This is a genomic window from Formosa bonchosmolovskayae (assembly GCF_051016085.1).
GTDB lineage: Bacteria > Bacteroidota > Bacteroidia > Flavobacteriales > Flavobacteriaceae > Formosa.
On sequence record NZ_CP174605.1, the window covers coordinates 3,940,661 to 3,960,333 of the forward strand.

Annotated in this window: 15 protein-coding genes; 8 read left to right on the forward strand and 7 right to left on the reverse strand. The window is 34.3% G+C overall.

Annotated features, from left to right (window positions below):
- Window positions 1-3: 3 nt before the first annotated feature.
- Genes ACKC83_RS16940 through ACKC83_RS16955 form a run of 4 tightly spaced genes read right to left on the reverse strand, consistent with a single transcriptional unit; the run spans window position 4 to window position 3,703 of the window.
- Window positions 4-261: a hypothetical protein gene (locus ACKC83_RS16940; protein WP_434036442.1), complete on the reverse strand. Its 258-nt coding sequence runs from the start codon at window positions 259-261 to the stop codon at window positions 4-6.
- Window position 262: 1 nt separating this feature from the next.
- Window positions 263-1,678 carry a glucuronate isomerase gene (uxaC, locus tag ACKC83_RS16945; protein WP_434036443.1) on the reverse strand — a complete coding sequence of 472 codons (1,416 nt, stop codon included), beginning with the start codon at window positions 1,676-1,678 and terminating at the stop codon, window positions 263-265.
- A 1-nt stretch (window position 1,679) separates the two neighbouring features.
- Window positions 1,680-2,855 (reverse strand): mannonate dehydratase, encoded by a 1,176-nt coding sequence (gene uxuA / locus ACKC83_RS16950; protein ID WP_434036444.1) that lies wholly within the window; start codon window positions 2,853-2,855, stop codon window positions 1,680-1,682.
- Window positions 2,856-2,875: 20 nt separating this feature from the next.
- A complete protein-coding gene (locus ACKC83_RS16955) occupies window positions 2,876-3,703 on the reverse strand; it encodes an SDR family oxidoreductase (protein ID WP_434036445.1) in 828 nt (275 codons plus the stop codon).
- 144 nt (window positions 3,704-3,847) lie between these two features.
- Between ACKC83_RS16955 and ACKC83_RS16960 the strand changes: the two genes are divergently transcribed.
- On the forward strand, window positions 3,848-4,924 hold the full coding sequence (locus ACKC83_RS16960) for a substrate-binding domain-containing protein (RefSeq protein WP_434036446.1): 1,077 nt from the start codon (window positions 3,848-3,850) through the stop codon (window positions 4,922-4,924).
- A gap of 102 nt (window positions 4,925-5,026) precedes the next feature.
- Here the strand turns inward: ACKC83_RS16960 and ACKC83_RS16965 are convergent, their stop codons facing one another.
- Window positions 5,027-6,223, reverse strand: coding sequence for a glycoside hydrolase family 88 protein (locus ACKC83_RS16965; protein ID WP_434036447.1), 1,197 nt, complete (start codon window positions 6,221-6,223; stop codon window positions 5,027-5,029).
- 328 nt (window positions 6,224-6,551) lie between these two features.
- Here ACKC83_RS16965 and kduI point away from each other — a divergent pair, with 328 nt between their 5' ends.
- Together kduI and ACKC83_RS16975 are read left to right on the forward strand one after the other, a co-directional pair.
- Window positions 6,552-7,394: a 5-dehydro-4-deoxy-D-glucuronate isomerase gene (gene kduI / locus ACKC83_RS16970; protein ID WP_434036448.1), complete on the forward strand. Its 843-nt coding sequence runs from the start codon at window positions 6,552-6,554 to the stop codon at window positions 7,392-7,394.
- A gap of 4 nt (window positions 7,395-7,398) precedes the next feature.
- On the forward strand, window positions 7,399-8,193 hold the full coding sequence (locus ACKC83_RS16975; protein ID WP_434036449.1) for a gluconate 5-dehydrogenase: 795 nt from the start codon (window positions 7,399-7,401) through the stop codon (window positions 8,191-8,193).
- Window positions 8,194-8,764: 571 nt separating this feature from the next.
- Here ACKC83_RS16975 and ACKC83_RS16980 read toward each other — a convergent pair.
- The gene (locus ACKC83_RS16980; protein WP_434036450.1) at window positions 8,765-9,199 is read right to left on the reverse strand and encodes a hypothetical protein; all 435 of its coding nucleotides are present in this window, start codon (window positions 9,197-9,199) and stop codon (window positions 8,765-8,767) included.
- Between the two features lie 339 nt (window positions 9,200-9,538).
- On the opposite strand from ACKC83_RS16980, the gene ACKC83_RS16985 reads away from it, so the two are divergent.
- From ACKC83_RS16985 to ACKC83_RS16995, 3 genes are read left to right on the forward strand one after another with little or no spacing between them, the layout of a single operon-like run.
- On the forward strand, window positions 9,539-11,389 hold the full coding sequence (locus ACKC83_RS16985; protein WP_434036451.1) for a flavohemoglobin expression-modulating QEGLA motif protein: 1,851 nt from the start codon (window positions 9,539-9,541) through the stop codon (window positions 11,387-11,389).
- A 2-nt stretch (window positions 11,390-11,391) separates the two neighbouring features.
- Window positions 11,392-12,444 carry a glutathione synthase gene (locus ACKC83_RS16990; RefSeq protein ID WP_434036452.1) on the forward strand — a complete coding sequence of 351 codons (1,053 nt, stop codon included), beginning with the start codon at window positions 11,392-11,394 and terminating at the stop codon, window positions 12,442-12,444.
- 52 nt (window positions 12,445-12,496) lie between these two features.
- Window positions 12,497-13,393, forward strand: a complete 897-nt coding sequence (locus ACKC83_RS16995; RefSeq protein WP_434036453.1) for a succinylglutamate desuccinylase — start codon at window positions 12,497-12,499, stop codon at window positions 13,391-13,393.
- Window positions 13,394-14,049: 656 nt separating this feature from the next.
- Here ACKC83_RS16995 and ACKC83_RS17000 read toward each other — a convergent pair.
- Window positions 14,050-15,075, reverse strand: a complete 1,026-nt coding sequence (locus ACKC83_RS17000) for a LacI family DNA-binding transcriptional regulator (RefSeq protein WP_434036454.1) — start codon at window positions 15,073-15,075, stop codon at window positions 14,050-14,052.
- Window positions 15,076-15,246: 171 nt separating this feature from the next.
- Between ACKC83_RS17000 and ACKC83_RS17005 the strand changes: the two genes are divergently transcribed.
- Both ACKC83_RS17005 and ACKC83_RS17010 read left to right on the forward strand, forming a co-directional pair.
- Window positions 15,247-17,871: a TonB-dependent receptor domain-containing protein gene (locus tag ACKC83_RS17005; RefSeq protein WP_434036455.1), complete on the forward strand. Its 2,625-nt coding sequence runs from the start codon at window positions 15,247-15,249 to the stop codon at window positions 17,869-17,871.
- Window positions 17,872-18,310: 439 nt separating this feature from the next.
- Window positions 18,311-19,666, forward strand: a complete 1,356-nt coding sequence (locus ACKC83_RS17010; RefSeq protein WP_434036456.1) for an MFS transporter — start codon at window positions 18,311-18,313, stop codon at window positions 19,664-19,666.
- The last annotated feature ends 7 nt before the right edge of the window (window positions 19,667-19,673 follow it).

Below are 19,673 nucleotides of genomic sequence, written 5' to 3' on the forward strand. Positions count from 1 at the left end.
ACTTTAGCAATGGCGACAGCCTATTTGAAGTAATTCTAAAACTTCTCGTTCTGATCCCAATTGGGCATCTGGAAAAATTTTAACAACCAACTTCCCTTTAGATTTTTCTTCTAATACTTCCTGAAGCTTAACGATGCCTTGGTGCACGGGATGAGATTGCTGCGCATTATGCGATATAAAGAAGGTTTTTACCTCACTTTCTTGCCTACACGATTGTAAACAAATCACGCCTAGCATGCATACTAATAATTTTAATTTCATATTATTTTTTGAAATTAAAATAGTTTACAGCATTATGGTAACAAATATCTTGTACCATAGCACCTAAAAATTCAATATCGTTTGGCACCAATCCTTTATTTAAATCGTCTGCTAATACATCGCATAAAATACGTCTGAAATATTCGTGTCTTGGAAACGACAAGAAGCTTCTACTATCGGTTAACATCCCAACAAAACGACTTAAGAGTCCCATGTTAGAAAGGGTATTTAACTGCTTTTCCATCCCATCTTTTTGATCTAAAAACCACCAACCAGAACCCCATTGCATTTTACCTGGAGTACCACCTGTTTGGAAATTTCCCATCATGGTGGCAAACACTTCGTTTTGCGACGGATTTAAATTATAGGTTATCGTTTTAGCTAATTGATCGGTTGTATTTAATGTATTAAACAACTTCGACATGAATTCCGACATCGGGAAATCGCCTATAGAATCGCAACCTGCATCTAAGCCTACTTGCTCTACTAAACGACTATTATTGTTACGAATGGGCCCTAAATGATATTGTTGTGCCCAATCTAACTTATGATATTGTTTCGCTAAATAAATGAATAAAAACGATCTGTATTTATTAATTTCTAACTTAGAAAGTGCTTCCGATTGTAAGCGTTTTTGAAAAATACTTGATGCTTCTTCTAAAGTACATGCTTCAATAGTTAACGCTTCACCAACACCAAAATCTGATAATCTGCAACCGTTTTCATTAAAATATGTCAACCTAGTGTCTATTGCAGTAATAAATTCTGAAAACGTAGTAATTGCGGTTTTAGAAGCTGTTTCTAATTTTTTTAAATATCCAGAAAATTTATCTTCTGCAATAAAAAATAGCTCATCGGCTCTAAAGGTCGGATATACTTTGGTAAAGAAATCTGATTTAGCAATTTGTTTATGATATGCTAAATCGTCTGTAGGATCGTCTGTTGTACAGACTACCTCTACATTCATTTGTTCTAAAAGTTGTGCCGGTGTTTTATCTTCTAAAATTCTATTTGCTTGCTCATACACAGTTTCAGCGGTACTAGGTTGCAACACCAAATCGATATTGAAATAGCGTTTTAACTCTAGATGCGTCCAATGAAACAACGGATTTCTTAACGTATAAGGCACCGTTTCTGCCCATTTTTTAAATTTATTGGCTTTTGAAGCTGATCCTGTAATAAAATGCTCATCTATACCATTTGCTCGCATACCACGCCATTTGTAATGGTCGCCTTGCAACCAAGCATCGGTAAGATTTCCTATAGGTTGGTCTTCTGCAATTTGCTTTGCCGATAAGTGATTATGGTAATCGATAATCGGCATATCTTTAGCGTACTTGTGATATAAAACCTCAGCCGCCTTAGAGTTCAATAAAAAATGATCTGTAATAAATCCTTCAGAATCGATTGGCTTCATTTTATATGCTTTTAGAGATTCCGAATTCCAAACCGCGTAATTCAGCAAGACCTCTTAAACGTCCAATGCCTGAATACCCTGGATTTGTTTTCTTTTTTAAATCGTCTAACATCTGGTGACCGTGATCTGGGCGCATCGGAATACTCCAATCTGTTTTACATTCAGCTTTACGCTTACGCTCTTCTAAGACAATGGCTTTTACCACATCGTACATAGGCACATCACCTTCTAAATGATTAGCTTCATGGAAATTTCCAGCAGCATCACGCTCGGTACTTCTTAAATGAATAAAGTGTGCACGATCTGCAAAGCGCTTAAAAATCTGAATCAAATTGTTAGATGCAATGACACCTAATGATCCTGTACAAAACGTAATTCCGTTAGATCTGTTAGGTACTTGCTCAAATAAATAGGTATAATCTGCTTCTGTACTTACCACACGTGGAAGTCCTAAAATTGGAAATGGTGGATCGTCTGGGTGGATACACATCAACACGTCGTTTTGCGAAGCGACAGGAATAATTTCTTTTAAAAAGGCAACTAGATTCGACTTTAACGCTGTAGCATCAATATCTGAATACGTATCTAAAACAGTTTGAAACTGCTCTAATGTATAGCCTTCTTCTGCTCCTGGTAACCCCGCAATAATATTATTTACCAACTGTGTTTTGTCGGCTTCCGTCATGGTATCAAAATAACGTTTTGCCGTGTCTTTTTCTGCTTCGGTATACGTCGATTCTGCTCCTGGACGTTTCAGTAAAAACAATTCGAAAGCTGCAAAAGCGGCGGCATCGAAACGCAAGGCACGAGAACCATCGGCAACCTCGTAACTTAAATCTGTACGCGTCCAATCTAATACAGGCATAAAGTTATAGCATACAATGTGAATGCCACAAGCTGCTAAGTTTTCGATACTCTGCTTATAGTTGTCTATATAGTTCTGAAAATCTCCAGAACGTGTTTTTATGGTCTCATGAACGGGAATACTTTCTACCACGCTCCATGTTAATCCAGCCTCTTCAATAGTGTTCTTACGCTCTAAAATATCTTCTGTATTCCAAACGGTACCGTTAGGAATGTGATGTAAAGCCGATACAACTCCTGTTGCACCTGCTTGTTTTATATCTGATAAGGTTACCGGATCTTTTGGTCCGTACCATCTCCATGTTTGTTCCATACTATTAAATATTATTTTTATTAAACCCCGCTATATGCACTAAATCCACCATCGATTGGAATAACAACACCTGTTACAAACGACGATGCTTCGTCGCACAAATACAGCGTTGTACTAATTAAATCTTCTGGCACACCATAACGTCCCATTGGCGTTTGGTCTATAATTTGTTGTCCGCGTTGTGTTAAACTTCCGTCGGTATTGGTTAATAAGGTTCTGTTTTGATCGGTTAAGAAAAATCCTGGCGCAAGCGCATTTACACGGATTCCGACTTTAGAAAAATGAACCGAAAGCCATTGCGTGAAATTTGAAACGGCCGCCTTAGCACCACTATACGCAGGTATTTTTGTTAAAGGTGTAAAAGCATTCATTGAAGAAATATTTAAAACACTACAGCCTTGTTTACCAATCATATCTTTTGCAAAGACTTGAGTTGGTAATAATGTTCCTATAAAGTTTAAGTTGAAAACAAACTCAATACCCTTACTATCTAAATCGAAAAACGTTTTAAACCCTTCTGTTGTATTTTTTAAATCTTCTTCTTCTAAAAACGGATTGGAGGTTGTTCCAAGGGGATGGTTTCCTCCTGCTCCATTTACTAAAATATCGACCGTACCGTAAGCAGCATTAATTTTAGACTTAGCATCTTCTAAAGACGCTTTTTCTAAAACATTGGCCATAACACCCATTGCGGTTCCGCCTGCTGCTTCAATCTCTTTAGCAACCTGCTCTGCTGCTTCTAATTTTAAATCTAATACAGCAATTTTATGCCCTTGTTCTGCCAATGCTTTTGCTAGTGTACTGCATAAAACACCTCCGGCTCCTGTTAAAACGACTACTTTACTCATATATGGATTCTTTTAATTATTATAATTTCGTGTTCGCACACGCAAATATAATAAATTTTAGTGTGCGCCCACGAAAAACACCTTTTATTTATAATAAAATGCTTTAATTTGTACTTTCTAATTAATGAACACCAACAACAAGGCATGATAAGAATAAAGGATATTGCAAAAGAAGCGAATGTTTCTGAAGGCACAGTAGACCGTGTTTTACACAACCGAGGTGGTGTTTCATCTAAAACGGAGGCCAAAATACGTAAGATTTTAGAACGTAGAAATTACAGTATAAATCCTGTTGCTAGTGCTTTAGCGATGAAAAACAAGTATAATGTTGCCGTATTAATTCCGGAATATGAAGACACAGATTTATTTTGGAAATCGCCTTACTTAGGGATTTTAAAAGCGAGTGACGAAGTTAAGAATATTGGAATACACGTTAATTATTTTAAGTTTAACCAATACGATCCTGCCTCCTACCTTAAATCTTTTGAAGCGCTTTTAGAAACCGAACCTGCTGCTGTTATTTTTGCACCGATGTTTTTAAATGAAACCAAAAAAATCACGACACAATTAGAAGCCATTTCTATTCCTTATATGTTTCTAAACATAGATATAGAAGGCTTTAACAACCTAACATATATTGGTCAGGATTCTTATACTTCGGGTTATATAGCAGGTAAATTGATGCTTTTAGGAATGGAAAAAGATTCTAAAATATTAATTATCCAATCTCGAGAACATGCTGGCGACAATACAGCAATCTCTAAGCGCATACAAGGTTTCAACTCCTTTTTTAAAGACAATCATACCGAAATTGAATCGATAACCTTAAAGATCGAAGATTTAAATAACACCTCTAAAACAGAGCAAAACATTAAGGACTGTTTAGCGTCAAACGATTCGATAAGTGGAATTTTTATACCTTCTAGTAGAACCGCCGTGATAGTAGATTGTTTAAATGGAAATAACGGATTTAAAATTATAGGTTTCGACAATACGCCTCAAAACGTAGAGCGTCTTAAGCATGACGATATTTCCTTTTTAATCTCTCAGAAGCCTTTTGAACAAGGCTACGAATCTATCCGATTAATGTCTGATTATCTACTAAAATCGAAAGTACCAAATGACAAGGTGTACCTACCAATAGACATTCTAATTAAAGAAAATGTAGTGTATAACGACATGAATCAATTAATGTTTGAAAATGCGATTTCTGAAGACTAATATTTAAATATATTTCAAAAATAATAATCAAATCACACATGGTTTTTCACCATAAATCATTTGACTATTTTCTTATATCCTACTAATATTACGAATTAGAATTTATTTTAAATCTAGATGTCGTTTTCTTGTTAAAGCTTCTAAAAAGTAATAATCTCCATATACTATAGGCTCATCTATTTCATCTTTTTTAGGCCAATTTCCTGTACTATGATCTAAAATAAATGGACCGTTAACCGTATCTTTTAAAAGGTAGGCTTCAGAATTTAATGTATTTAAAACCCGTGTTGCAAAATCAAGATAAGTTTTGTTATTTGTGTACGCATATAGTTCAAACAAAGCCGATGTTACTATAGCGGCAGCCGAAGCATCTCGTGTTGCATCCGGAATCGCTGGATCGTTAAAATCCCAATACGGCACCCCATCTTTAGGAAGATTTTCATGTTCCATATAAAATTGAGTTGTGGCTTGTACTTGCGCCAAATACTTCGGATCTTTAGTATATCTATAGCTCATAGTATAGCCATAAATGGCCCAAGCTTGGCCACGTGCCCATGTGGAGTTTCTATCGAATCCTTGGTGCGTTTCTTTTGTTTTTACAACTCCAGAAATAGTATCGTAATTTATTACATGAAACACACTGTGGTCTGATCTAAACTGATGTTTTAAAGTTGTATTGGCATGTTGAACCGCAATATTATGATATATACTATCGCCCGAAATTTTCGTGGCTTCAAATAACAATTCTAAATTCATCATGTTATCTATAATCACTGGAAAATCCCAAACATCTTTATTGAAATCCCAAGAGCGAATAGATTTTACAGAATCATTATAGCGCGTAATAAGCGTCTTAGCACTTTCTACAATAACATCTTTGTAATATTGATTATCTGGATCTTGTTTTAAACCTTCGCCAAAACTGCAATATATTTTGAACCCCATATCGTGAGTTCTGTCATTCTTCTTTTGGTCTTCCACTAAAACCGTCCAAGCTTCAGCTTTCGCTTTGTATATGCTATCCCCAGTAAGTTCATGGATTAACCACAAATTCCCAGCAAAAAAACCACTAGTCCAATCTCTTGAGGGCTCGGTACGAACCTCTTCAGGATTAAGCGACATGCTTTTAGGAAAATTATCGGCTACTACGGGATAATCTACTAGTTTTTGAAATCTATATTTTAAAGCCGGATTAAAACTCACCTCGACTTGTTCTTCACTGATTTTAGCATCAGACTTGCATCCCGTGTTAAGGAAAGTAAGTGCTAAGACTAAAAAGAAATAATACATTTTATTCATAAACTATTGATTTTTTATATTTCAAATATAACGTGAAAAACCGCTTATAATTTTTTTTAATGAGAGTGCTATAATGCGGCATTCGTCCTTTCTCTCATGCCTTTTTACCACAGCATTGGAATGGTGTTAAAAGAAAATAAGTCAGTTTTGAATTTAAGGAAAAATTTTTAGAACTCCTAGTTTATGGTGTTTTGGCTTTTAGTTATCTACCACATAAATTCACAGTAGAAATCCTTCAAATATTGAATTATAAAGCGCTAACATTTAATAGACTCAATATTTTATATTAAGTTTATATCTTAAAAAATAGAATCAAAAAATAAATACAATGAGTACAATTTACGAAAGTCGTTATGCATCTAGTCCGCATACGGTAAAAAAATATGACACTCAAGAATTAAGAGATGAATTCCTGATTGACAACTTAATGCAAGCCGACAAAATTAATTTAACCTATACGCATTACGATCGTTATATCGCAGGTTCTGCAGTTCCTGTGTCAGGACCATTGACTTTAGAGACTATTGATCCTTTAAAAGCGTCTACTTTTTTAGAGCGAAGAGAATTAGGAATAATTAACGTTGGTGGAAACGGAACTGTAACCGTAGACGGCACTGTTTATGACATGGGGTTAAAAGATGCATTGTATGTAGGAATGGGTATTAAAGATGTTGTTTTTGCAAGTGAAGATGCTAACAATCCAGCAAAATTTTATTTAAACTCTGCTCCTGCACACACCAATTATCCAACCAAAAAAGTTAGTAAAGCAGACGCTAATAAAATTGAATTAGGGTCGCTAGAAACTGCAAATCACCGTACCGTAAACCAAATGATTATTGGTGGTATTGTTACCTCTTGTCAGTTACAAATGGGAATGACAGAACTTAAAACAGGAAGTGTTTGGAACACGATGCCGGCGCACGTTCACGATCGTAGAATGGAAGTATATTATTATTTAGATATTCCTCAAGATCAAGCGGTATGTCACTTTATGGGACAACCACAAGAAACACGTCATATTTGGATGCAAAACGACCAAGCTGTTATTTCTCCACCATGGTCTATTCACTCAGGTTCTGGAACATCAAATTACACATTTATTTGGGGAATGGCCGGAGAAAATTTAGATTATAACGATATGGATGTTGCTAAAATAACAGAATTAAGATAAAAATATGAGCGTAGAATTATTTAATGTAAAGGGCAAAGTTGCCTTAGTTACAGGAAGCACCCACGGTTTAGGTATGGCTATGGCCAGAGGTTTAGGTTTAGCCGGAGCGACAATTATTGTTAACGGAAATTCATCGCAAGAAAAGATTGACAACGCGCTTAAAATTTATAAAAGTGAAGGCATAAACGCTTTCGGTTATAAATTTAATGTCACTGTTGAAGCCGATGTTATTGAAGCCGTTTCTAAAATTGAAACTGAAGTTGGTCCGATTGATATTTTAATTAACAATGCCGGTATTATTAAACGTACGCCTTTATTAGACATGGAAGTAGCCGATTTTAAAGAGGTTATCGATATTGATTTAGTGAGTCCGTTTATCGTGTCTAAGCATGTCGTTAAAAACATGGTAATACGTAACCAAGGAAAAGTGATTAACATTTGCTCGATGATGAGTGAATTAGGCCGAAACAATGTAGGTGCGTATGCCGCAGCGAAAGGCGGACTAAAAATGCTAACACAGAATATGGCTACAGAATGGGCGAAATATAACATTCAGGTGAATGGTATTGGGCCAGGTTATTTTGCTACTTCTCAAACAGAACCCATTCGTGTAGACGGGCATCCGTTTAACGATTTTATTATAAATAGAACACCAGCTGCTAAATGGGGAGACCCGGACGATTTAGCCGGAGCAGCCATATTTTTAAGTTCGAAAGCTAGCGATTTTGTTAACGGACACGTATTATATGTCGATGGTGGAATTTTAGCAACCATCGGGAAACCTACCAACGAAAATTAACAGAATACGCAACCTTATTTTTTAAGTTTTTACTCGATTTTCGAGTTGCAATAGTAACCTTGGAAAATGACTTAAAGCAAGATGTAGTTCAGGTTTATAATTCAAAAAGAAGCTCAAAATTCCACTGAATTTTGAGCTTCTTTATTTCTGGAATGTATTTGTTTTTATTTGGAATACATGACATCTAAAAAGCTGTCTGTAAAATAAAAATATCGTTATCTCGAGTTTATATAAAAAACCTAGTTATTTTTTCCAACTATATTTTTACTTCTTTGTTATTAACCAATTTTAAATGACTTAGGTCTGAACCATTTAATTTTATTTCCTATTTATAAAAGACACTAACAGGTAAAGTAAATACTTTTATTTTCATAATGTGTTCTGACTAACCGATTTATATACTCCCCTTTTCATAAGGCGGTATTATCATGAATCTTTTAGTCTCATGCTCCATTACAAAATTATTATGGTTTAAATATATCAGGTGATTTCCTAAGAGACTAAATTCCTTGAATATTATTTAGGATTCTAATAACAATTTATGATAGCGCTTAACTTTGGAATATTTTGCTTAAAACAAATACAACATCCCAGCTACCGTGACACTAAATACAATATGAGCCCCAATAAGCTGAGCGTAAAATGGAAATTTAGGAAATTGTGGTGGGTTGTCGTGTAAAGAAAACATAAGTTTCCAACCCACTACACCAAGTAGCCCTGCTAAAAAACCAAAGGTTAAAGCATATAACAATTCAGAACCGATAGGAACAATGTTTCTAATCAGAAAATAGCCTGACAAAAATACCAAGCCTATAGCGAAGTGCAAACACCATCCAATCCATATTCCAAAATCAGATTTTCGTATAATACGTGCACGATTTACCAATTGTTTTAAGCGCTTGGGTTCACTAAAATTGGTATTAAAAGCAAGCGAGACCACATACGAAAACCCAGTCATAAGTGCTACAGCCACGGTATTAATTAATATGAATTTTAAAATAGTCATAACCCTTATTTATAGTTTAATTCTAAATGATGAATTTAAAATTAATCAGCATAAACCACGATTGCAAACGCAAATTTAATTATCGTAATCAATTGTTTTATAGTTTTTTAACATTTACCAAAAATGTATAAAATTCAAATCTTTAGAGTTAATAAATGATTGCTTTAGGCTAAAGTGAGATATGGATAGACTGTAATTTAGTCGAGCTCATTTAAGCATTATCACTGTAAGTATATAAAAAGTAAAGCACACTTAAAACATACGTATTACAGTGAAACAGTTGAAGAATTTTATGAGTAAAATTTTAAAATGTAGAATCAATTATAAGAACACAATATTATGGCCAACACAGAGGTGTCTCCAGATAGCATGCCAACAGTAAAACAACTCATTCCAAAATTAGAATGTGGAGCAAAAACCGTCACAAAATTACCCTACGGTGGCTTTCTGTTTTTGGAGCACGATGTCCCCTCATTACTTATCTATCGGAAAAAAGAAAACGATTCTGGTACCGATAGATTAATACGAGCAGGAGCTTCTTACCTTGTTGTGGGCACAGAATCTTTTCATTACTATAAAACCTTTATAGAAGATCTAACGACATTGATGTCGGATAATTTTGGCTCGTTTATCTTACTGGAAATATTTTCAGGAGCATCAGGAAGCCAAACGTTTAAAGTAAGAGGACCATCGCATAAATTACCCGTATCATTACAGGTTTTAAAAGATGAATTACTTAAAATTAAATCCAGACAGTATAATGTAAATTTAGATGTATGTGTCGAGCAAACAAAAACGCGCCAAATTGTAAGCGAAAAGCCATTACTCGAGATTTCTCATATTAAACAACGCGGAGCCACACTTATAGGTCTAGAATTACCTCCTGTATTTCGTGACGAACAGGGACACGTGTTTCCGTTATACTTTAGAGATTTTCAAGAACAATTTATTAAAGCCATACAACGTGCTGTATTCGAATTCGTAAGAGTGCAAACCACTTCTAGTCTTACCAATTATCATGCGCTAGGGAAACGTTCTATTCATGATGAGGTGTTTAAAATAGACAAACAGCTAACCGAGATAGAAAATAGTTACCAATTTTTATTATTGGTAGCACCAGTTAATATCCAAGTGCTACGTCAACAGTTCTTCGATTCTCATTTTAAAACATTAGACCGATATCATTACCGACTACTCCCTGTAGATCCAGATATTTTAAAACGAAAATTGTATGATTTACGTATTGATGAAATAGACGATCCTGCAATTTCATTTTTATTCGATGAAAAACGGGCAGAAATAGATCAAGAACTTACCATGCTTAAAGAACGTGGCGCAAAAAACTTTTTTTATAGCAGTATTCGCTTGTATAACGGATTGGATAAAGCGCTAATTGCAGAAGCCGAATTAATCCTTCAAAACATACCCGAAAATCACGAGGAAGGTCAACGTGCGGTAATAGATACGTCCGAATTTGGGGATTTAGCAAAACAAGAGTTTGATTATTTTAAAGAGCAAGACTCTCATTTTAATTCTAAAATTCATATTCGAGACGATGTAAATATCATGATGGTATCTAAAGGGGAATTGTATTTGCCTTCAGATTATACCATGAGTAAAAACGATGCTAAAGCACTTATACAACACGAAATCGGGACTCATGCGCTAACCTATTACAACGGAACGCAACAACCGTTAACGCAAATGGCTTCCGGCCTTGCTAATTACGATGCCTTGCAAGAAGGAATAGCTGTGTTAAGTGAGTATTTATCGGGCGGATTATCTGGAAATCGATTACGGATTTTAGCCGGGCGTGTAGTGGCTGGTGCAGCCTTAATAAATGGAGCCGAATTTCACGAGATGTTTTTCAAACTGTATTCTCAATACGATTTTACAAAAGAGCGTGCCTTTAATATTACCTCAAGAATGTTTCAAGGCGGTGGCTTTCTTAAAGATATTATTTATTTAGAAGGCTTAGTACGTCTGCGTAATTTCCTAAAGGAAGGTGGAGAATTAGTGCCTCTGCTAAGTGGAAAATTTGCATTACATCACATCGATTTAATTCAGGATCTTCGAGATCGCGGTCTCGTTTTACCTCCTAAAATAACCCCTAGATATTTAAACAATGAAGATTTCAACCTTAAAATAGATAAACTCAAGAAGGGCTTGCCCATCTCTAAAATGATATAATTATGAAAATTTGTTTTGTTATTAGTGCTATAGAAACTGAAGCCATTGGGACTTCGGTTGTTATTATGAAAAAAGCGTACGAGAGAGGACATGCCTTATATGTTATGGGTGTTGGCGATTTTATATTTAAACAAGACGCTCCAATGAGTCTACGATGTACACTAGTTAGAAAAAATTTAAAGTATAAAACTGTAGAAGAGTTTTGGACACAAATACAGGAAGACGCCAATAAAAAAACGGTAATTACCAGTAAAGACCTAGACGTATTATTTTTAAGAAATAATCCAACAGAAGAAACAGACGACCGAAGATGGGCAGAACATAGCGCCATTGCTTTTGCTCGAATGATTCAGCAAGAAGATGTATTGGTTTTAAACGATGCATTTGCCATGTCGCATGCCTATATAGATAAACTGTATTTTGAAGAATTACCATCAGAAATTAAACCCAACAGCTTAATTACTCGAGATATAAACGATCTGCTTCAGTTTTGGGAATCTGTAGGAAAACAGATGGTTTTAAAACCTTTGGAAGGCTCAGGCGGACAGAATGTATATCTTATTGGAGAAGATAAGAAAAATATACATCAGATTTTCGAAACTCTAATCAGTCAAGGTTACGTTATCGCTCAAGAATTTTTACCAGAAGTGTCTAAAGGCGATGTTCGTGTTATACTTATGAATGGAAAGGTTTTAGAAGAAGATGGAGAAAAAGCTGTAATCCGTCGTCTTAACAAAGATAAAGATGAGTTTAGAAGTAATTTGGCTTTAGGTGCCACGGCTAAAAAAGCAAAGTACACCAAGAAAATGCAACATATTGTAGAAGTCACTGCGCCTAAATTAATTAAAGATGGGTTGTTTTTTGTGGGCTTAGATATAGTTGATGATAAGCTTATAGAAATAAACGTTTTGAGTCCTGGCGGATTAGATCATTGCGAAGAAATTGGACTACCAGCCTTTACTACTACCGTTATTGAGGCGATTGAACGTAAGGTTGAATACAAGAAACTCTATAAAAATAATATTTCTAATAAAGTTCTTGCCACCATGGACTAAGTCTGTAGTAATACAGAATTATTAGAATTTATTTTAATTCAATGAAGTAATTATGGAAAACAATAGAATTTTAGGAAAATATACGAGTCATAAAAAAGGGCCGTTACTTATTGTAACGGCTGGCGTACACGGAAATGAACCTAGCAGCGTACAAGCTCTAGAAGCTGTATTTAAAAAATTACAGAATGAAAAACCTGTAATTAATGGTACGTTTGTGGGTATTCTAGCCAATACAAATTCTTTAAAACGCGGAGTTAGATTTATAGACGAAGATCTTAATCGGACATGGACAGAAAAAAATTTAAAATATAACATTTCCGATACAAGTGAGAAACAAGAAATGTATCAGCTTATAGAAGTTATAGACGAGCTCTGTGAAACCGAATATACCAATCATTATTTTATGGATTGTCATACCACCTCATCTGATAGTTTGCCATATATGTCTGTTCAAGATGTAGGACAAAATTTAAAGTGGGCACAAAACTTTCCGCTTCATATTATTAAAGGGTTTTCGGATATTGTAGAAGGTACTATCGATGGTTATTTTAGTAAAGAAGGAATTACAGGTTTTACCTTAGAGGCTGGTCAACACGACAGTGATACTAGTAAAATCTATCACGAAGGCATGATTTGGATGCTACTTGAAAAAGCGTGCAATTTACAAATAAGTGATTTAAAACCAATTCCAACAGCAATTGAGACTACAGTTAAAAGTACTAACAAGCAACGCACATTTAAAATTATTCATCGCTTCGGACTAAACCCAAAAGACGATTTTAAAATGCTAGCAGGCTTTGAGAATTTTCAGCCGATTCATAAAGGACAACATTTAGCAACCTTAAATGGTTCAGAAATTTATAGCACTTGGGATGCATTTATCTTTATGCCTTTATATCAAGCTAAAGGAAATGATGGCTTTTTTGTAATTGAAAGTATGCCTCAGTAATGAAGTACAAATAAAGGCGAGCTAACTTAACATACCAGGAACTAGAAAATAAATTGTGATTAGTATAAAATCGATGCACTGATTAGTCTTAAAGCATACTATTCACTGATTAGTATGATATGATATCAATTAAAACAAATGTCATAAAACAATAAACCTTGTAAATCTTAAGATTTACAAGGTTTTTATTTAACCTAAAACTAGATTGGTCGGGGTGGCAGGATTTACAAAAACACCCAACTACAAATATTTCCCAACTTATAACAAAACAATCATAAAAGAGACGCTATAGGACAGGTTTAAATGAGTTTTATACTTTCACATTGTAAAATTAATAGAAATAGTCTAATTAATATTTTTCCAATTAAACAGTAATCAAACTATCCATTAAGAATCTTGGACTTGCAACAAAATCTGAACAATTAGTTGAGTGACTATACAACTAATTTAAGGCTATTCATATTTAATTCAAACTCTTTAATATTTTAGTTTCCTAGAAAGAAATGTATACTTCTCTTATTGTACCAAGTTTTTATCCATCGCAGGATAGATAACTCGGTCACAGAAATCTTAGTTTGTAACTGTCCCAGTTTAATGTAGTAATTCCTATTTTTTAAACAGCTCATGTTTTGCTTTCATAATCTCATAAAATAAAATTATCGTGTAGATTCTCTCTTTACTAATGCAGTTTCTAGTACAATTTCTTTAGAGACAATGGGTTTGTTTTTCTTAACAGCTTTCATTTCTTTATAAAGTTGTTTAAATGCTGCTTTTCCCATTTCAAATCCTGGTTGATCAATCGTGGTTAACGTTGGCGAAATAACAGAAGACATAAACCAATTGCTAAATCCAACGATAGAAATATCTTCAGGTACTTTTACACCTTGTGCATTAAATTCTGTCAAAGCTCCAATGGCAACTAAGTCGGTATTTATAAAAATACCATCTACATCTTTGTGGTCTTTTAATAGTTGTTGTGCATTTTTTTTACCTTCTTCAAAACTCATATCATCACATTCGCAGATGTATACCAATGACGGGTCGTAATGCATGTTATTATCAATCAATGCTTTTTTGTATCCAAGAAATCTATCTATAGAGTTTTGTGGCAAAAGCGCACCTCTAAAATGGGCAATACGTTTGCAGCCTGTATCTATTAAATGCTGGGTTGCCATATATGCTGCTTTTCTATCGTCGATTATAATTTTGGAGCATTTTACAATTTTTGCAATTTTATCGAACATTACTAATGGTTTATCTTGGGCAATAACGTCCTTAATATGGTTAAAGTTTGCAGTACCATTGGCAAGTGATATTAAAATGCCATCAACGCGTTGGCTCATTAATAAGTCTATTTGTTTTTTTTCTAGTTCATATGACTCATTAGATTGAAGTATGATAACTAAATAACCTTTTTTTTCTGCTTGTGAAACAATACCTTTTATGACATTGGAAAAGAAATGATGAACAATTACTGGAATTATTAAACCTATCGTTTTGGATTCTTTAGTTCTAAGGTTAACCGCAAAAGTATTCGGTTTGTAGTTTAGTGTTTTTGCCAATTCTTTTACTAAAGCTTTTGTTTTAGGGCTAACATCAGGATAATCCTTCAGGGCTTTAGAAACAGTGGTAACAGAAATATTTAATTGTTCTGCGATTTGTTTTAAGGTTACGGGTTTCATTATTGTTTCACAATTTGAATAGTTTAAATATACTAAAAAAATAAAAACGAAAACGTTTTCGGCTATTTCGAAAACGTTTTCGTTGTCAATATCTTATTTTTAGACACCTTTAAATGTAAATTGCATCATATAATAGCCAAAATTTTATTAACTAATTAAATTTAAGACATAATGAATTCAAAAAAAATTACATGGAGTTTATTCCTAATGTTGTTTTCAGTATCGGCAATTTTTGCACAATCAACGATTTCTGGAACTGTTAAAGACCAAAAAAATATGCCATTAGGAGGAGTAAACGTTGTTTTGGACGGAACTACTAAAGGGTCTGTTTCTGATTTTGATGGAAACTATTCTATTAGTAATGTAGAAAATGGTACATATACGTTGTCTGCATCGTATTTAGGGTATGCAAAATCTTCTCAAAGTATTACTGTGCAAGATGCTGATATTACTTTAAATATTACAATGACTGAAGATGCAGAATCCTTAGACGAAATTGTTGTAACCGGTGTAGTAAACCCTAAATCTAAGTTAGAATCGAGTATATCTGTTTCTACTATGGATGCTAAACTTATAGAGCAAGCTTCTCCAAGAAGTTCCGGAGAACTTTTTAGAAATATACCTGGTATTCGCGCAGAATCTTCTGGGGGAGAAGGTAATGCGAATTTTAATGTTCGTGGTGTACCAGTTTCTTCTGGTGGATCAAGATATTTTCAAATTCAAGAAGATGGATTGCCATTAAATTTATTTGGTGATACCTCATTTGGAAACTCAGATAATTTTTTACGTATAGATTCTAATGTTGGACGCGTTGAGGCTATTAGGGGTGGTTCTGCATCAACCCAAACTTCTAATGGACCAGCAGGTATTATAAATATGATTAGCAAAACGGGGGCTACAGAGGGAGGTTCATTGGCGACAACTTTTGGTTTAGATTATCAAACTAGTAGATTAGATTTTGAGTATGGTTCGCCATTGGGTAATGGATTTTCTTATCATTTAGGTGGATTTATGAGAACAGGTGAAGGTCCTCGAGAAATAGGTTACCAAGGTAATAAGGGAGGGCAATTTAAAGCTAACCTTACAAAGCGATTTGAAGATGGATATGCTAGAGTTTACGCTAAGTTTTTAAATGACAAATCTGTAATGTATTTACCAATGCCTATGTTGTTAGAAGGAGACAATTCAAATCCAACTTTTTCTAACTTACCAGGGTTTGATATAACTACAGATGCATTACAATCTGCTTATTTACAACAAAGTGCAGGCACTTCTCCATTTACAGGAGAAAGACATGTAAATGATGTTAGAAATGGTAATAATCCTGTATCAAAAGCATTAGGGGCTGAATTTTCTTTTAGTTTACCAAAAGATTGGAAAATAAGTGGTAAAGCTAGATATTCTAATAATAGTGGAGAATGGGTTGCGCCTTTTACAGCTGTGGTTGGAACAGTTTCAGAAATAGAAACCACAGCAAGAGATGCTTCTAATGCTACAGGGAATTTAGTATATTCTGATGGCGACAGAGAAGCTTTCAATCCGTCAAATGGATTGGCTCAAATTATTCACATGTTTGATGTTTCAATTGAAGATTTAAGTAACTTTTTTGGGGATGTAAAAATAAGCAAGAAAATAAATGATAACATTGGAATTACAGCAGGTATATTTACTGCGACGCAAAACACTAAAATTGGTTGGCAATGGAACTCTTTTCTGTCTGAGGTAAAAGGTGGTGGACAAGCAAGATTAGCAGATTTTGATGGTTTTTCAAGAAACGGACAATTCTCCTATGGCACACCTGTATGGGGTAATTGTTGTCAACGCAAATACAATACAGTTCATAATGTAAATTCACCTTACGTTGGTGTAGATACTGATATTACTGATAAATTGAATTTTGACGGTAGTATACGTTTTGAAAATGTTAAAGTAACAGGTAACATTGCAGGCGGACCAACTACACAGGATAATTTCGATTATAACGGAAATGGGACTATTGAAGGTATTGAAGAAGTTGTACCAATTATTACCGGTGCAGATGGTCAAATTATAAACGATAGTTATAACTTTATTTCTTATTCTGCAGGACTTAACTATAAATTTAATCAAGGTGCAGCTGTTTTTGCTAGATATAGTTCAGGTGCTTCAGGTAGAGCTGCAGATAGAAATAATTATGGTTTAGATGGCAAAGCAGATGTGCAATATGATGAGCTTTCTCAACTTGAAGTTGGATTCAAGAAAAAATTAAATAATGGGGTGCTTAATCTAACTGGATTTATGAGTTCTACTGATGAAGGTTTAAGTAATGAATTAAATAGATCTGTGGGTAACCCGTTTAAGGCTATCGGCTTAGAGGCGGAAACAGCACTGGCTTTTGGAGATAACTTTTCTTTTAGTGGTTCCTTAACTTGGACTAAAGCAGAAATTAACGGAGGTGATAATAAAGGGAACACTCCAAGAAGACAAGCCGATTTGATATACAATGTATCTCCATCTTATAACTTTGGTAAAGCTAAACAACATAATGTGGCTTTAAGCGTCTTAGGTACAACCAAATCATATGCACAAGATGATAATACTTTAGTGATTCCTGCATATGCATACTTTAACTTAATAGGAAGAGCTGGTTTAACAAAAGGACTGTCTGTAGTGTTAAGTATAAATAATATTTTTGATACCGTAGGTATTACAGAAGTAGAAGGAAATGGAGATGGTGCTTTGGGAACAGACCGTCTAGTTAGAGCAAGATCTATTAGCGGTCGGTCTTCAACAGTGTCTTTACAATATCAATTTTAAAACAGGTTAATAGCTGATAGTTAGTTTTTAAGTAAGTTAGAGTTGGTGTTTCGGGCAACTTAACATCAACTCTTTAAATTTATTCTAATAAAAAATATTTAGCTTTTTCATTTCTTTTTTTCATGACTCTTAATAGTCAATTAAAACTGTTAAGCGATGATGTTTTTCAAAAACAAAAAACAACTAGTGTTTACGGCAGTGATACATGTTATTATTGTGCCGATACAAAAGTACTTTTATAAGAAAAAAATGTAAAATTTATTTATTATGATGTAGATATAAACTTAGAAAAACAACAAGAAATACTAAACAAATTATTAAAAGTAAACATTGATGTTTCAAGTTTAAGCTTACCCGTTATTGATAAAGACGGTGAATTATTCTCCAATGGGAAAGATTTTAGTGTATTACTTGATAGAATTATTAAATAAAATATAAAATGGCAGTTATGTTAACAAAACCTAGATTAAGCTTTTGGCAGATTTTCAATATGAATGTAGGATTCTTAGGAATTCAATTCAGTTTCGGTTTACAACAAACCGCTGTCAACCCTATATTTTCTTTTTTAGGAGCACATCATGAAGATTTACCGTTGTTAAACCTTGCAGGTCCAGTTACAGGTTTAATTGTTCAGCCTATAATAGGTGCCATTTCAGATAAAACATGGTCCCCTCGTTGGGGAAGACGCAAACCATTTTTCTTAATTGGAGCGCTAATAGGTAGTTTGTGTTTATTCGCTTTTCCTTTTAGTCCAACACTATGGTTTGCTGTTGGTTTATTATGGATTTTAGATGTAGGTAATAATATGGCCATGGAGCCCTATCGTGCCTTTGTGGGTGATAAATTACCTAATAAGCAGTTAAGTTTTGGATATCAAATGCAAAGTTTGTTTGTAGGTGCCGGGATTGTTCTGGCTAATGCTTCTATTTTTCTTTTTCAAGATTGGTTTGGTGGTGCAGAAACAGTAAGTGATACGGCTAAATCCATACCGCAATGGTTATATTATTCATTTTTTATTGGTGCTGTTTTATCTATTGGAACCATATTATGGTCTGTTTTAAAAACACCAGAAATTCCACCATCTCATAAGGAATTAAAAGAAATAGAGGAGCATAATGCCTTACCTCTTTTAGATAGGATAAAAACACCATTTAAAGAAATAACCAGTGCCATAAAAGACATGTCTAAATTTATGTGGATACTATCTGGAGTCTATTTATTTCAATGGTATGCTTTATTTGTGTATTGGCAATTTATTTCTCCAATGTTTGAAGAAAGCATGGGTTTTGATAAATCTCAAGCATTAAGTCAGGCCGCAAAGATGAATACTACTTATAATTTATCAACCATCATTTTCGCATTAGCGTTAGTGCCATTGGCCTTAAAATTTGGAGGAAAAAGGGTATATGTTTTTAGTCTGTTTTTAACAGGAATCGCCATGCTTTCTATTCCTTATATACAAGATCCTCTTTTAGTGGTTTTGCCAATGATTTTATTTGGAATAGGTTGGGCTGCTATGATGGGTATACCCTACTCCATGGTTTCTAAAATTGTACCTCAAAAGAGACGAGGTGTTTACATGGGAATTTTAAATATGATGATTGTTATTCCAATGGGAATTCAAACTGTAACATTTGGCCCTATAGTGAAAAACCTGTTAAATAACAGTGCGGTTAATGCCATATTATTCGGAGGTGTGCTTTTTATTATAGCGGGTATTTTGGCTTTACGTTTAAAACAGCCTAAAGTAGATACAGAAAGTGGGAATATCATATTGCCAGAAGATGAACACTAATATTATT

Excerpts from the sequence above, each read along its gene's own strand:
- ACKC83_RS16940 (WP_434036442.1), bottom strand. The coding sequence starts at position 261 with ATGAAATTAAAATTATTAGTATGCATGCTAGGCGTGATTTGTTTACAA.
- uxaC (WP_434036443.1), bottom strand. The coding sequence starts at position 1,678 with ATGAAGCCAATCGATTCTGAAGGATTTATTACAGATCATTTTTTATTG.
- uxuA (WP_434036444.1), bottom strand. The coding sequence starts at position 2,855 with ATGGAACAAACATGGAGATGGTACGGACCAAAAGATCCGGTAACCTTA.
- ACKC83_RS16955 (WP_434036445.1), bottom strand. The coding sequence starts at position 3,703 with ATGAGTAAAGTAGTCGTTTTAACAGGAGCCGGAGGTGTTTTATGCAGT.
- ACKC83_RS16960 (WP_434036446.1), top strand. The coding sequence starts at position 3,848 with ATGATAAGAATAAAGGATATTGCAAAAGAAGCGAATGTTTCTGAAGGC.
- ACKC83_RS16965 (WP_434036447.1), bottom strand. The coding sequence starts at position 6,223 with ATGAATAAAATGTATTATTTCTTTTTAGTCTTAGCACTTACTTTCCTT.
- kduI (WP_434036448.1), top strand. The coding sequence starts at position 6,552 with ATGAGTACAATTTACGAAAGTCGTTATGCATCTAGTCCGCATACGGTA.
- ACKC83_RS16975 (WP_434036449.1), top strand. The coding sequence starts at position 7,399 with ATGAGCGTAGAATTATTTAATGTAAAGGGCAAAGTTGCCTTAGTTACA.
- ACKC83_RS16980 (WP_434036450.1), bottom strand. The coding sequence starts at position 9,199 with ATGACTATTTTAAAATTCATATTAATTAATACCGTGGCTGTAGCACTT.
- ACKC83_RS16985 (WP_434036451.1), top strand. The coding sequence starts at position 9,539 with ATGGCCAACACAGAGGTGTCTCCAGATAGCATGCCAACAGTAAAACAA.
- ACKC83_RS16990 (WP_434036452.1), top strand. The coding sequence starts at position 11,392 with ATGAAAATTTGTTTTGTTATTAGTGCTATAGAAACTGAAGCCATTGGG.
- ACKC83_RS16995 (WP_434036453.1), top strand. The coding sequence starts at position 12,497 with ATGGAAAACAATAGAATTTTAGGAAAATATACGAGTCATAAAAAAGGG.
- ACKC83_RS17000 (WP_434036454.1), bottom strand. The coding sequence starts at position 15,075 with ATGAAACCCGTAACCTTAAAACAAATCGCAGAACAATTAAATATTTCT.
- ACKC83_RS17005 (WP_434036455.1), top strand. The coding sequence starts at position 15,247 with ATGAATTCAAAAAAAATTACATGGAGTTTATTCCTAATGTTGTTTTCA.
- ACKC83_RS17010 (WP_434036456.1), top strand. The coding sequence starts at position 18,311 with ATGGCAGTTATGTTAACAAAACCTAGATTAAGCTTTTGGCAGATTTTC.